This window comes from Nostoc sp. (assembly GCF_036917095.1).
Taxonomy (GTDB): Bacteria; Cyanobacteriota; Cyanobacteriia; order Cyanobacteriales; family Nostocaceae; genus Nostoc.
Genome location: NZ_JBALFH010000034.1, coordinates 63,047 through 75,936 on the forward strand (window position 1 = coordinate 63,047; position 12,890 = coordinate 75,936).

A 12,890-nucleotide genomic window follows, 5' to 3' on the forward strand; every position below is an offset into this window, starting at 1 on the left:
CCGATAGCTAAATTAGCTATGACGGCTAACAGCATATAGGCAAAAAGATTAAGCGCCTACTTGCAAATTTCATCATCCAACTCGCTTCAAAGGAACAGGATATGAGCACATTGTACGACAACATTGGTGGACAACCAGCTATTGAACAAGTAGTAGATGAACTCCACAAACGCATTGCCGCAGACAGCCTCCTCAGCCCCATTTTTGCTGGTACAGACATGGCGAAGCAACGCAATCATCTAGTTGCTTTCTTAGGTCAAATATTTGAAGGGCCAAAGCAATACGGCGGTCGTCCAATGGACAAAACCCACGCTGGAATGAACCTACAGCAACCACACTTCGATGCGATCGCCAAGCATCTCGGTGAAGCAATGGCTGTGCGTGGAGTGTCAGCAGAAGATACCAAAGCTGCACTAGATCGCGTCACAAATATGAAGGGCGCTATTTTGAACAAGTAATAGGACTTATGTATTGATTGTTGACAAATAACAACATCAAGTCCTATGGAATCTTGCAAGCTGAAACACATTATGACGTATTTGTAAATCGCGTAATTTTCTTTGTTCTTTGTCAAAACAAATGACAAAGGACAAAGGACAAAAAACCAAAAGAAAAAAATTTTAACGAGGAAGATCGATGAACTTACTGTCAATAATTTTGGCTGTGGAGCGATCGCCCCCAGCAGGCATTTATGCCAACGCTATCAACGATGCTCTACACGCGCTCACTACTGTCGCTCAACTGGCGTGAACGCAACTGACAAACGCACAGACCCACCAACCAACCAATTGCAGGGAAACACGAACAATGACAGACGAAAACATTAGACAGATAGCTTTCTACGGTAAGGGCGGTATCGGTAAATCTACCACTTCCCAAAACACCTTGGCAGCTATGGCAGAAATGGGTCAACGCATCCTCATCGTCGGTTGCGACCCTAAAGCTGACTCCACCCGTTTGATGCTGCACAGCAAGGCTCAAACAACCGTTCTTCACCTCGCCGCAGAACGTGGTGCAGTAGAAGATATCGAACTCGAAGAAGTAATGTTAACCGGTTTCCGTGACGTTCGTTGCGTAGAATCTGGTGGGCCAGAACCCGGTGTAGGTTGCGCCGGTCGTGGTATTATCACCGCCATCAACTTCTTAGAAGAAAATGGTGCTTACCAAAACCTAGACTTCGTATCTTACGACGTATTAGGTGACGTTGTGTGCGGTGGTTTCGCAATGCCTATCCGTGAAGGCAAGGCACAAGAAATCTACATCGTAACATCAGGTGAAATGATGGCGATGTATGCTGCTAACAACATCGCTCGTGGTGTTCTTAAGTATGCACACACCGGTGGCGTGCGTTTGGGTGGTTTGATTTGTAACAGCCGTAACACTGACCGGGAAATCGAATTAATCGAAACCTTGGCAAAACGGTTGAACACCCAAATGATTCACTTCGTACCCCGTGACAACATCGTTCAACACGCAGAATTGCGCCGGATGACAGTTAACGAGTACGCACCAGAAAGCAACCAAGCTAACGAATACCGGACATTGGCTCAAAAAATTATCGACAACAAGAATCTAGCTATTCCTACACCCATCGAAATGGAAGAACTAGAAGAATTGTTGATTGAATTCGGTATCCTCGAAAGCGACGAAAATACCGCAATGTTGGTTGGTAAGAGTGCTGCTGAAGCTCCTGTAGTATAATTCGCTGCTAATAAATAACGCTTTAGCACAAGGAAAAAGGAAGAGTTCCATATCTTACCTTTTCCCCTCTCACTTGCATCTCCCCCCTAACCTTAGAGGGGACTCCTAGTCCCCCTATGCCCCGATCCTTACAAGTCACAGAGGCTAAATATGACACCTCCAGAAAATCAAAACATCATCGAAGAAAGAAAAGAACTAATTAAAGAAGTTCTAAACGCTTACCCCGATAAAGCTAAGAAAAAACGGGAAAAGCACTTAGGCGTATACGAAGAAGGTAAGTCCGATTGCGGCGTTAAGTCTAACATCAAATCCCTTCCTGGGGTAATGACCGCTCGTGGTTGTGCTTACGCCGGTTCTAAAGGTGTGGTTTGGGGCCCTATCAAGGACATGATCCACATCAGCCACGGGCCTGTAGGTTGCGGTTACTGGTCTTGGTCTGGTCGTCGTAACTACTACATCGGCACCACAGGTATTGATACCTTTGGTACCATGCACTTCACCTCTGACTTCCAAGAACGAGATATCGTTTTTGGTGGTGACAAGAAACTTACCAAGTTAATCCAAGAACTTGATGTACTTTTCCCACTCAACCGTGGTGTTTCCATTCAATCTGAATGCCCCATCGGTCTAATTGGGGATGACATCGAAGCAGTTGCTCGGAAGACATCGAAAGAAATCGGCAAGCCAGTTGTACCCGTTCGTTGCGAAGGCTTCCGGGGTGTTTCTCAATCTTTGGGACACCACATCGCTAACGACATGGTTCGTGACTGGGTTTTCACCAGAGCAGACCAAGCGAAAAAAGACGGTACACTTCAGTTTGAAGGTACTCCTTATGATGTAGCCATCATTGGTGACTACAACATCGGTGGAGATGCTTGGGCTAGCCGCATCCTGTTAGAAGAAATCGGCTTGCGCGTAGTCGCTCAGTGGTCTGGTGATGGCACCATCAACGAAATGTTGATGACCCCCAATGTGAAGATGAACCTCATCCACTGTTACCGGTCGATGAACTACATCAGCCGTCACATGGAAGAAGCTTATGGGATACCCTGGCTTGAGTATAATTTCTTCGGCCCCACCAAGATTGCTGAATCTTTACGGGAAATCGCTTCCAAGTTTGACGAAACAATCCAAGCAAACGCTGAGAAAGTTATCGCCAAGTATCAGCCCACAATGGATGCGGTAATTGCTAAGTACCGCCCCCGTTTGGATGGTAAGACCGTTGCCATCATGGTTGGTGGTCTACGTCCTCGCCACGTTGTCCCAGCTTTCCTAGACTTGGGCATGAAGATGATTGGTACAGGTTATGAGTTCGCTCATAATGACGATTACAAACGTACCACTCACTACATCGAAAACGGCACCATCGTTTATGACGACGTTACCGCTTACGAATTCGAGGAATTTATCAAAGCGCTGAAGCCTGACCTAGTAGCTTCTGGTGTGAAAGAGAAGTACGTCTTCCAAAAGATGGGTCTTCCTTTCCGTCAAATGCACTCTTGGGATTACTCCGAACCTAGCGATCGCTCCTAAACATCATATAATGCAAGGTTTTTTGGTGGCGGGATAAAAAAGATTCTATTTCTAGCCTAAATGCAAGTTGCAGGATTATTTAGGAACAATCTGTTTTGATGCTTTAGATAGTATAACTCTTATGGAATCTGGTTTTTAGGATTTACTGGCATTTTGCTTAAATAATAACTGTAAAATGAAAGACTATTTTTAATGAAGATTTTTTAGATTAAATAGCCGTTGCTTGCAGCAGAATTGTTAACTTGCTTGAGATGCAACCAATAAATCTGTTAAAAGCGCATAAGGTTAAAGAATTCTATATTGCCATATTTCTGGGTCTGTGATAAAAATAACAATATTACACGCAAAGAGCAAGGTATAACCAAAACCAATGCTCTTGTTCACCTATGATCTGAGACATCTACCCAAACTATGCTTTTAGAGACTTTAGCAACCAAGGCTGTGGAGTATTTTACACTGCAAGTTACAGGTGGTGCTTTGCAAAAGTTGGGAGCGGATGCAAAAGACTACCTCCAAAAGTTAGTGGGTGTAATATACTCTCACTTTGCTGGGAGACAAGAAATTCAGGAAGCTACACAAAATCCAGCAGCTTTGAAAGCAGCAATCATTAAAGAGGCTCCGAACAATGTCGCTTTTCGTGAAGAACTGGAAAGTGTAGTTAGCAAGCTGATCGAGATTGAGGGAAATCAAAATAGTGGAACTGTTAATCAGGTTTCTACTGGTTCTGGATCAAATATTAATGCTCCACAAAATACAGGAAATATAGCAGGAGGAAATCAGTACTTTCGGGGCTGAAGAACTTCACTTACATTTCTCTTCAAATTCTGAATCATTAGCAACAGAGCTTCCTAAACACTTAAGATTAAAGTCATTTTGGAGGAGGCTCTGGAACTACATAACGACTTTACTACTCTTTTTTGTAGTATTTTTAGCATGGTTTTTTCTTGGACTCACTGCAAGCCATGCTTTTCCTATAAACCTTGTTCAATCTCTGACCAACTACCTATTTAGTGGGTTTAAGACATATAAATGGCAGTTGAATAAGGCAGTAGATCAGTCTCTTAACTCAATATGGCAGGAAGTTAGAGCAAAACTTCATCATATTGCTACCTCTGAGTCAGTAATTGCTACAGCAGATAAGAGAGAAGCTAATAAACTAAACAGACTTGACTCAGAGTATTGGTTGCTCCTGAGAGCTATTGAGTTACTTACAATAGGCATTAATAGCTCTGACAGGGATTTAGTTGATTGGAAATTAAGTGAATTAGATGAACAAAAAGATTTTATTCTTGATAGGTTAGATCCTCTTAAGAAAAAACATTATGGCTTGTTAAGTAAAATTCAAGACACTTGGCATTCATGTTATGCAATTTTTACTTTTGAAGCAATTAGACGAGAAAAGAGTTTCAGAAAAATTGAGAAAATTTTAACAAATTTGATCGTTTCTTATATAAATCAAGAATCTTCCAAGGAAAATATACAGGAAATGCTGGAAGTCTTGGACGAAAAAATTGCAAAAAATCCAAGGCTCAAAACTTTATACCAAACATCACGTCTACTCAATTGGGTTTACTCATATATTGGAAACTTGAGTACGAATATTAACGAAGACCCCATTTACAGAGATTATCCAGTTAGAGCTAAACGGGGAAGATATTGTTATCATCTACCTAATGGTTGCAGTCATTACCCTCGTGTAGAAAAACCTGAACATCGAAAAACAATTTTATTTTTCAAAACTATTGAAGAAGCCAAAGCGGAAAATTTAGATTTATGTGGAAGTTGCAAGAGAATTATTAGGAGTGAATAAGCTGGCGCTAACTTTAAAAGCCGCATATCTCCAAAGCCCCAACTCAACAACACGCCACTGCATATTTAGAGATTTTGTGTGAGATCCGTAAGAAGTAGACCGTTCGTGCGATCGCCCTGACTCGACAATAAACTAGGCGATGTCTACGACGGGCTGTTCGGTGTCGCATTAAACCGTCCAATCCTCAATTAACAATCCGGGTAATTTGCCCAAATCCCGATGATTGCGCGTTAATAAAACTAATTTACGAGATAGTGCGATCGCCTTTAGGGATTATTTGTGAGATGGACAAGAAGTAGACGTTGTAGCGATCACATGATGGAGAGACACTATCAACAAACTCAGATACGTGTTTATAGACTGCACAACCAACGAGAAATAGATGCGACTTGGTTCTCTTGATTTAAATTAGCAGCGTTACTGAGAGTGCCGTTTTCCAATTGATTCCAGATTTCGCCTGCCATCCTTCTAGCGATCGCTGATCCTACGAAGAAAGTCAGAGGTGAATGCCCTACTCTCGAAAATGCTTCACGTATACGATTTAGTGCTGCCTGTGCAGTTTTCCAATGCTCATCTGCGCCTGCGGGATCTATACCGCCTTTAAGTTCACTAAGGGCGATAACGTATGGCGCAACTACAGATGGTTCAATGGCATTAGATTTGTTGGCTACTAACTCTGCTCGGTTCAGGTTAAACAAACATAGATCCACATTACTTCTAACTAGCGGGACAGTCAGGTTATAAATTAGTGTGCGATTACCAATCTCACTTTCCCAGCTTATTCCTCGTAAAGATAACTCAATTTCTGAGTCATTATTTGTCATGGCTATCCACTTTTTACTTTTTGAGTGTTGCCAGTGGTATTTTGTACCTGCGATCGTGAGAGTGGAGAGAATTGCACGAGTCAGCTTTCTTTGTGCCAACACGCCTCCAACATTTCGCATTGAACCACCAAGTGTGTCACCACGAGTCAGTAAAAATCTAAAAACCAATTCTTCTGGAAAGTTTGCACCTGCTGGTTCAAGAAAATTTTTGATCAGACCATTTACAGCCTCTACCTTATCCTCTGACATCAGGTGCGCTAGAGATTTATCAGATAAGCCTGCCGCAGTTAACAATCCCATCTCAATGCCCTTAATCTTTAGCAATTCAATAGGACTCTCAGCTTGAGTAGCAGCTTCTTTAAGTGCCCTTGCTTCTGCGACGAATGGCGTAGCACGTCGATTTTTCTCCAGTGCAAGAGCCACAAAACCTGCACGAATTGCTTCATAAGTAGTTATAAGATCATCAATGGATTGAAGATGATTTTGATAGGAACACATAGAAATTCAATTTATGGCTTTTTCCATACATAAACGCACTTACGCAATGGATTGCGTCCATGATTTCCCATTTGCTGGCTACTATTACCTTTATCACTTGGCAAAACAAGAATATTTTCAATAACAAAACCTAGCTGTTCGGCGAAATCAGAGAGAATCATATCTACTGAAATGCTTACGCCTGCATAACGAACATTGTCATTAACCATGAATAAAAGTGCCCCTGGTTTAAGAACACGAAAACATTCTTGTATTACACACGCCATCTCATAAAAATATCCTCTGACCATTCTTGGTATACCATTGTTATTTAATGCACCCTTTGCTTTTTGGTTATCTAAATATTTCAAGATAGCCTGCAACAAATTCTGTGAATCAGCAATAGCTAAGGCTGTTTTCCAATCTGAGTTGATAGTCAATAAATCTTTGGGGCGATTTTCAACTGTACAACTTAGCATTTCCTGACGAAGTTTAATTAACTCCTTTTCAGAAATACCAAGTAAAGCTAGTTCCAGTGCATAAGTGCGAGTATAGTCGTATCGATTGCAATAAGGTGGAGATGTAATAATTGCATCATATACGGAATTGGCTAGGCGCGGCATAATCTCAAGACAAGATCCTCCATAAAGATGAATTTGACCTTGAGAGTTTTTAATTGGGAAAAGCTCAATTTGTTGTGTAGAAGGTAGTAAATCATCAATAATTTCACTTATTTTATTGGCGATCGCATTATCGAACTCTAGAATTTCGCCTTTGTTGAAAGGTTTCTTGCTCTGTCCACGACCGGAACGATAATCCCAACGCAGATACTGTCCATCTTTACGTGTATAACTTATGGATTCTAAAATGCACAGTAAGGCAAAGTTTAAAACTGCTTGGACTCTATAATTTTCTCGTTTGCAAGCTGCAAGATACTGCTCAATTGCATTTATAGTTAGTTCAGCATAAGCTCCTTTGGTGATTCTCAATTCTGGTAAGTCTTGTTTCTGCTCACACTGCTTCCAAACCTGTAACTTTGACCAATTTTTGATCCTCTCAAAATCTTCAGGAGTGAATTCAGAATCTAAAAGCTTTTTAGCATTAATTATTTGTTGACCAATGGACAATAATTCAATACCGTCAGCATCAATTCCAGCTTCACTAGCAGCAAATAGCGCAGTTCCACTACCTGCAAATGGATCTAAAACCTTACCTTTAGTAATTTTATATTGTTGCAATAGATATTCTATAAGAGATGCAGAGAAAGCTTCTTTATATTTATACCACCGATAGATAGGTCTAGTTTTGTTAGCTTGAAAACTAACTATAAGTCGTGTCAATGAATGATGAATTAAAAATTTACTCTGGAAGCACTGATGCAGTTGCCTATCAAGGTTGTCAATTTCACCTAAACCATCACTTTCCACTTCGGACACGGTATTGGAAACACTTGCTAGGCTGATCACAGATGAATTTTCCTAGAGAATTAACTAGTCAAGTTAGTATAGTTCTAAATTTTAGGGTTAGATATATGATTCGCCCAAACTTTACAAAAAGTCACTGTATATTTAGGAATGATGTGCGATATGCACAAGAAGTAGACCGTTTTAGCAATGTCTGCAACGGGCTGCGCCTACGCATTAAACCCTCCAATCCTCTATTAACAATCCAGGTAATTTGCCCAAATCCCAATGGTTGCGTGTTAATAAAACTAATTTACGAGATAGTGCGACGCTGAATAGCCCGTCGTAGATATCGCAGTAACATTCCCTATCATTCCCCGCAGATAATGCAAACTTAACCGAGCGCTTCTATGCTTCGGCTTCAATACCTTGTTGTGTTGGGGATTCTAGAACTTTTGTCTGCTGCTCTTTGTACTGTATAAGGTGGGGATATTCTTTCTGAAGTTGAATATAGTAATTCACCAACTTCTGGGGGTTGTGTCCATTCTCTAGAGATATAATATGGCGAATTTTACGTATTTGGCTAATTGCCTCATCATTCTTCGTCATTTTGCGCTCCTATCAACTCTAACGGCGTAGCGTTGGAACGTATAACCCCAGCATAACGTTCAGCCGTCGGATATGCCCAAACTTATTGGCATTTGCCAAGTGACGACAATTCCAAGTCAAGAGAAAATCACATTTATAATAGGAAGCTAAGGCAAGATGTAGTGCATCTCCAATGACTCATCTTTCAGTACGTTAAATTGTGGTTATCATCGTTCCAAAAAATACGTTATGAATCATAGAATTTTCAATGATGGTTTTCTCTAGGTTTAAGCTTTGCATTATTCCTTGCAAGTATTACACAAATTAACTACTGAATTGCTGAACAATTGTCTGTACAATTGCCAAAATAGCTCCTATGTTATCCAAGTAATATCTTTGCTTATCAAGCAAAGCCACTTTTTGCGAAAGTTGAAGAAACTGCCATACTTCTCCTGTTGTCACGCATCCATACACAGGTATTTCTGCTTGTCCAGATGAACGATTGAATAAATCCGCTGCCACCATTTGGGCGATGCACTGTCCTAAACCAGCTTCAACATCATTTTTCTTCGCTTCTACAACAGTGATAATTGGGCTACGCAACGGTGGTAAAGGTGGAGCCATTGCTAAAATAAAATCACATTCCCCAATTAAGCCTTGTACAGGATCAACGTCAAGTCTTTGTCCAGAGAAAATAGCCAAGCTATCTTGGCTGAGATCGCGACAAGCTAGTAAAATCGGTACAATAATAAATTCGCTCCGAGCCTTTTCACTAATCAGAGCTAATTGGGTTCGCTTTCCTAAAGTTTCATTTAACCAGGAAGGAATACAAAGAGGTGCAAGCTTGGAAAACAAATCGGCTTCTTGGGTGGTAATTCCCAAAACAGCCGAAACTTTTTCTAGAGTAAAGTCGCTGTACTCCATAGTTTCGACTCAGGAATGTTGCTTAATACACTTGAGGCACAAAAAACTGCTCATTGCGGGGAGCGCGAACATAATCCTCAGCCACAGGTCTAGACGGAAGCTCTAAGGGAGGAGGTGTCATATCTTCGTAAGGAACTTTGCTCAACAAATGATGAATGCAGTTGAGCCGCGCCCGTCTTTTATTATCTGCTTCAATGGTAAACCAGGGAGCTTCTGGAATATTTGTGTAAGCAAACATGGTATCTTTTGCTTTTGAGAATTCCACCCAGCGATCGCGTGACTCCAAGTCCATTGGGCTGAGTTTCCAGCGCCTTGCAGGATCGTGACTGCGAGAGAGAAAGCGTTCCTCTTGTTCATCATCGCTGACGGAGAACCAATACTTGATTAAAACAATGCCCGATCGCACCAGCATTCGTTCAAATTCTGGGCAAGATTGCATGAATTCTTGATATTCTGCTTCAGTACAAAAACCCATTACCTGTTCAACTCCGGCTCGATTGTACCAACTGCGATCGAACAGGACAATTTCGCCTGCTGTCGGCAGATGTTGCACATAACGCTGAAAATACCACTGAGTTTTCTCGCGATCGGAGGGGGTTCCCAGTGCAACTACACGACAGCCACGAGGATTGAGTGGATCGGCAATGCGTTTAATTACTCCTCCTTTGCCTGCTGCATCGCGCCCTTCAAATATGACGACAACCCGATAGCCAGTGTGCTTAATCCAGTATTGCATTTTGACTAGTTCAATCTGGAGTTGCTCTAGTTCAGTTTCAAAAGTCTTTTTGGGAATTTTCTTGGCAAAAACTTCTGTGCTACCATCGAAAATTCGTTTGGATTTTTTAGGTTTTTTCTTGTCTTTTGCCTTTACTAGTTTTTCTATTAAGTCTGTAGCGGGTTGAGCTAGATCGTTATTTTGCTGGGTTTCAACTTCATCAATTGACATTGCAGTGACTCCATGCCATTGAATCGGCATAATGAGAGTTTATCTATCAAGTATATAGTTTAATGCGGGCTGAGTGTAAATGTACACTTTCAGCAGTATCACAACACTGAAGTTGTAAAATTTTTATCATCGCTGTTATGGTCAACTTCAATTTTTAGTTTAATGGCACAGTGGAGCAAAATCTATCGAAAAGCGATCGCTCGCCGGACGAACCTTTTAGCTTTTTATTTGTTGTAGTTGTTTAATTTTTTCTATCAACAGACGAACTTGAACAGGTTTGTTACGAAACCAGTCCGTTGACCAAATGCGGTGAATTTTCCAACTAAGCCTTTCAAGCAGCTGTTGTCTGAGGCGATGTCTACGACGGGCTAACGCCTACGCGATCTCTAGCAGTAATGGATGGTTTGATGGTAAAGCTTGCAACTCAATAATTTTTTGTGACTGTGTGCTTCCTCTACCAATATATGCAGCTTCATATTAAATTGGTATAAACACCCTAACAATACTGAATTGATATTGATGTGATTTGACATTTGGTGAAGATGCAAATTGTCAAATACACTTCCTGGCATAATTACCAATAATTACTGACTACAGCTTTGTCTAAACCCGCAATCACCGTTCGCTTAATTGCACACAACGAACTTCCCCAACTTCTGGCATTGTATCAGCACCTTAATCCCGTTGATGCGCCTCTACCTGTTGAGGAGGTGTTACAGTCGATGTGGGATGAAATTCTGGACGATCCACGTCTGTATTACATAGTTGCTGACATTGGTAGCAAGTTAGTAGCTACATGTAACTTAGCCATTGTTCCCAACTTGACACGCGGCGCACATCCATACGCCATTATTGAAAATGTTGTCACTCACCCCGATTATCGACGACAGGGACTTGGTACGCGGGTGCTGCATTATGCTTTGGATTTAGCATGGCAGCAACAGTGTTACAAAGTGATGCTTTTGACTAGCTCAAAAAGCGAGGAAACGCTGCACTTCTATGAACGTGCAGGATTCAAGAGTGGAGTGAAAACCGGATTTATTGCCCGGCCTCCAAAGAAGTTGTGAGCTTTCCTGTGTGAGCATTTACCCCGATTGCTACGGGTTCATCCGAATCAAATCCGTCAAAATACTATCCAAGCTGCCGTTAACTTGAATGCGATCGATCTTCTCTGCAATCCGCTCTAATACTTCGAGTTCCTTTAAACGCAATGCGACGGGGTTATCCTCCATCACTTTGGCAGTGTTTAGCATACTGCGGGTAGCAGCGGTTTCTTCTCTACGTCTGACTACGTTTGCTTGAGCAGCTTTTTCTGCCTCCACTACCTTACTCAAGATAGTTTTAATCTCACCAGGTAAAATAATATCTTTGACACCTACAGAATCTACTTCAATTCCATAGTCTGCGGCTTTCTGGCGGATGTATTCAGAGATACTTCTATCAATTGCACCTTTATCTTCTAATAAAGCATCTAAGTTACGTTCGCCGACTGCACCACGCAAAGCAAACTGTAATTCTTTGTACAAGTAACCAGAAATATCTGATAACCCGTTTTTTGCCCTCAATGGGTCGAGTATGCGGAAGCCAGCCGTTAAATTCAACCGCAGAGGTACTTTATCTTTAGAGAGGATGTCTTGACCAGATACTTCCATATTTTGTAGTCGCAGGTCAATGGTTTCGGTTTGAAAAGAGCGGCCAAATAACCACCACGCATGTACTCCTGGCGATCGCAGTCCTTGAAACTCTTGATTAATGTATACTAGTCCCACGTGTTGGGCGGGAACTTGGCAAATATGCAAACAGTTGCGACTGAGCAATTTTACTTCTGCTGAACCCTCGACCAACTCAGCGACTAAGGCAGGCTGCAACTGAGCATCAGCGCTGATGTCGAGAATTTCCACTTCAACACCCTGCCAAAATAACTTGCGGCTGGTGGGTGGCAAAATAGAAATCACTTTACCTCGATATCTCACAATTGCTACTTGCGAAGTCAGCAATTGCACTGTTTGACAGTAGGCAGCAATAAAGTCGGGATGTTTTTCAATGAGTACATCTTCTAGAGGAAAGTCTGGATTAGGGATAATCCGGCTGAGAATTCGGACTGTAACATCTCTATCTACCGACCAAAAAGCATACTCTCCTGGTTCTAGAGGTCGCACAAAATTGTTTTGCAGATATAGTAAACCAATCTCAGACTCTGAGATTTGGAACTTCTTCACTCCATTCAACGAAACTGAGCGCAATTGCTGTACAAAGGAACTAGGTAATTCTAAGCTTTCTTCTAAGTTGAAGATATGAGACTCTACTTCAATAAAACCACGCCAAAAAGCAATCAATTTATTTGGTGCAACGCTTACCCAATTTTGACCGTAGCGGACTAATGCAACTTGATTGAATGCAGTTCTGATAATCAATAAATGTTCTTGTAGTTCGGCTTCGTGATTTCGCAACAACAGTTCTATATTCTCAATCTGAGTTAGTGGCTGATTGAGGTCATAAATTTTTACTTGCCAATGCCGACCTAAATATGTATGTGTACCCGGCTGCAAAATTTTCTTAAAGTCACTGCGGTGATATAAGATACCGATTTCGTTAGGTTTGATATAAAACGTTTCCCACATAGTGATTTGCATAAATAATTTGTGTGATAGTTTAAGTAAACTAGGCAATTACAACTAGCTAAG

At 41.4% G+C, this 12,890-nt stretch carries 12 protein-coding genes and 1 pseudogene; 6 read left to right on the forward strand and 7 right to left on the reverse strand.

The features are described 5' to 3' along the window. Positions 1–101 precede the first annotated feature (101 nt). The 5 genes from V7L01_RS17550 to V7L01_RS17570 all read left to right on the forward strand — a co-directional run bounded on the left by V7L01_RS17550 (position 102) and on the right by V7L01_RS17570 (position 5,044). Positions 102–458, forward strand: a complete 357-nt coding sequence (locus V7L01_RS17550) for a globin domain-containing protein (RefSeq protein ID WP_094327393.1) — start codon at positions 102–104, stop codon at positions 456–458. A gap of 349 nt (positions 459–807) precedes the next feature. Then, positions 808–1,701 carry a nitrogenase iron protein gene (nifH, locus tag V7L01_RS17555; RefSeq protein ID WP_190730906.1) on the forward strand — a complete coding sequence of 298 codons (894 nt, stop codon included), beginning with the start codon at positions 808–810 and terminating at the stop codon, positions 1,699–1,701. Between the two features lie 150 nt (positions 1,702–1,851). Next, a complete protein-coding gene (gene nifD / locus V7L01_RS17560; RefSeq protein ID WP_335036852.1) occupies positions 1,852–3,234 on the forward strand; it encodes a nitrogenase molybdenum-iron protein alpha chain in 1,383 nt (460 codons plus the stop codon). A 411-nt stretch (positions 3,235–3,645) separates the two neighbouring features. Next, entirely contained in the window at positions 3,646–4,029 is a 384-nt protein-coding gene (locus V7L01_RS17565; RefSeq protein ID WP_335036854.1) for a hypothetical protein, read from the forward strand. A 241-nt stretch (positions 4,030–4,270) separates the two neighbouring features. Beyond that, entirely contained in the window at positions 4,271–5,044 is a 774-nt protein-coding gene (locus V7L01_RS17570) for a hypothetical protein (protein WP_335036856.1), read from the forward strand. Positions 5,045–5,397: 353 nt separating this feature from the next. Here the strand turns inward: V7L01_RS17570 and V7L01_RS17575 are convergent, their stop codons facing one another. The 6 genes and pseudogenes from V7L01_RS17575 to V7L01_RS35475 form a co-directional block, all read right to left on the reverse strand. Beyond that, positions 5,398–6,366, reverse strand: a complete 969-nt coding sequence (locus tag V7L01_RS17575; RefSeq protein ID WP_335036858.1) for a type II restriction endonuclease — start codon at positions 6,364–6,366, stop codon at positions 5,398–5,400. Between the two features lie 11 nt (positions 6,367–6,377). Beyond that, positions 6,378–7,811 (reverse strand): DNA methyltransferase, encoded by a 1,434-nt coding sequence (locus V7L01_RS17580; RefSeq protein ID WP_442936984.1) that lies wholly within the window; start codon positions 7,809–7,811, stop codon positions 6,378–6,380. A gap of 345 nt (positions 7,812–8,156) precedes the next feature. Beyond that, positions 8,157–8,357, reverse strand: coding sequence for a hypothetical protein (locus V7L01_RS17585; RefSeq protein WP_190939051.1), 201 nt, complete (start codon positions 8,355–8,357; stop codon positions 8,157–8,159). 303 nt (positions 8,358–8,660) lie between these two features. Further along, a complete protein-coding gene (locus tag V7L01_RS17590; RefSeq protein WP_335036862.1) occupies positions 8,661–9,260 on the reverse strand; it encodes a hypothetical protein in 600 nt (199 codons plus the stop codon). 22 nt (positions 9,261–9,282) lie between these two features. Beyond that, complete coding sequence (ppk2, locus tag V7L01_RS17595) at positions 9,283–10,206, reverse strand: polyphosphate kinase 2 (RefSeq protein WP_335036864.1); 924 nt, start codon at positions 10,204–10,206, stop codon at positions 9,283–9,285. A gap of 216 nt (positions 10,207–10,422) precedes the next feature. Beyond that, a pseudogene (locus tag V7L01_RS35475) lies at positions 10,423–10,563 on the reverse strand (hypothetical protein); the annotation flags it as partial. Positions 10,564–10,805: 242 nt separating this feature from the next. On the opposite strand from V7L01_RS35475, the gene V7L01_RS17600 reads away from it, so the two are divergent. After that, on the forward strand, positions 10,806–11,273 hold the full coding sequence (locus tag V7L01_RS17600) for a GNAT family N-acetyltransferase (protein ID WP_335036866.1): 468 nt from the start codon (positions 10,806–10,808) through the stop codon (positions 11,271–11,273). Between the two features lie 30 nt (positions 11,274–11,303). On the opposite strand, the gene V7L01_RS17605 is transcribed toward V7L01_RS17600, so the two are convergent. Beyond that, on the reverse strand, positions 11,304–12,827 hold the full coding sequence (locus tag V7L01_RS17605) for a slipin family protein (RefSeq protein ID WP_335037003.1): 1,524 nt from the start codon (positions 12,825–12,827) through the stop codon (positions 11,304–11,306). Positions 12,828–12,890 lie beyond the last annotated feature (63 nt).

Bases quoted from the DNA above. Each gene is read 5' to 3' on its own strand.
- ppk2 (WP_335036864.1), bottom strand. From the start codon at position 10,206: ATGTCAATTGATGAAGTTGAAACCCAGCAAAATAACGATCTAGCTCAA.
- V7L01_RS17605 (WP_335037003.1), bottom strand. From the start codon at position 12,827: ATGTGGGAAACGTTTTATATCAAACCTAACGAAATCGGTATCTTATAT.
- nifH (WP_190730906.1), top strand. From the start codon at position 808: ATGACAGACGAAAACATTAGACAGATAGCTTTCTACGGTAAGGGCGGT.
- V7L01_RS17575 (WP_335036858.1), bottom strand. From the start codon at position 6,366: ATGTGTTCCTATCAAAATCATCTTCAATCCATTGATGATCTTATAACT.
- V7L01_RS17585 (WP_190939051.1), bottom strand. From the start codon at position 8,357: ATGACGAAGAATGATGAGGCAATTAGCCAAATACGTAAAATTCGCCAT.
- V7L01_RS17590 (WP_335036862.1), bottom strand. From the start codon at position 9,260: ATGGAGTACAGCGACTTTACTCTAGAAAAAGTTTCGGCTGTTTTGGGA.
- nifD (WP_335036852.1), top strand. From the start codon at position 1,852: ATGACACCTCCAGAAAATCAAAACATCATCGAAGAAAGAAAAGAACTA.
- V7L01_RS17565 (WP_335036854.1), top strand. From the start codon at position 3,646: ATGCTTTTAGAGACTTTAGCAACCAAGGCTGTGGAGTATTTTACACTG.
- V7L01_RS17550 (WP_094327393.1), top strand. From the start codon at position 102: ATGAGCACATTGTACGACAACATTGGTGGACAACCAGCTATTGAACAA.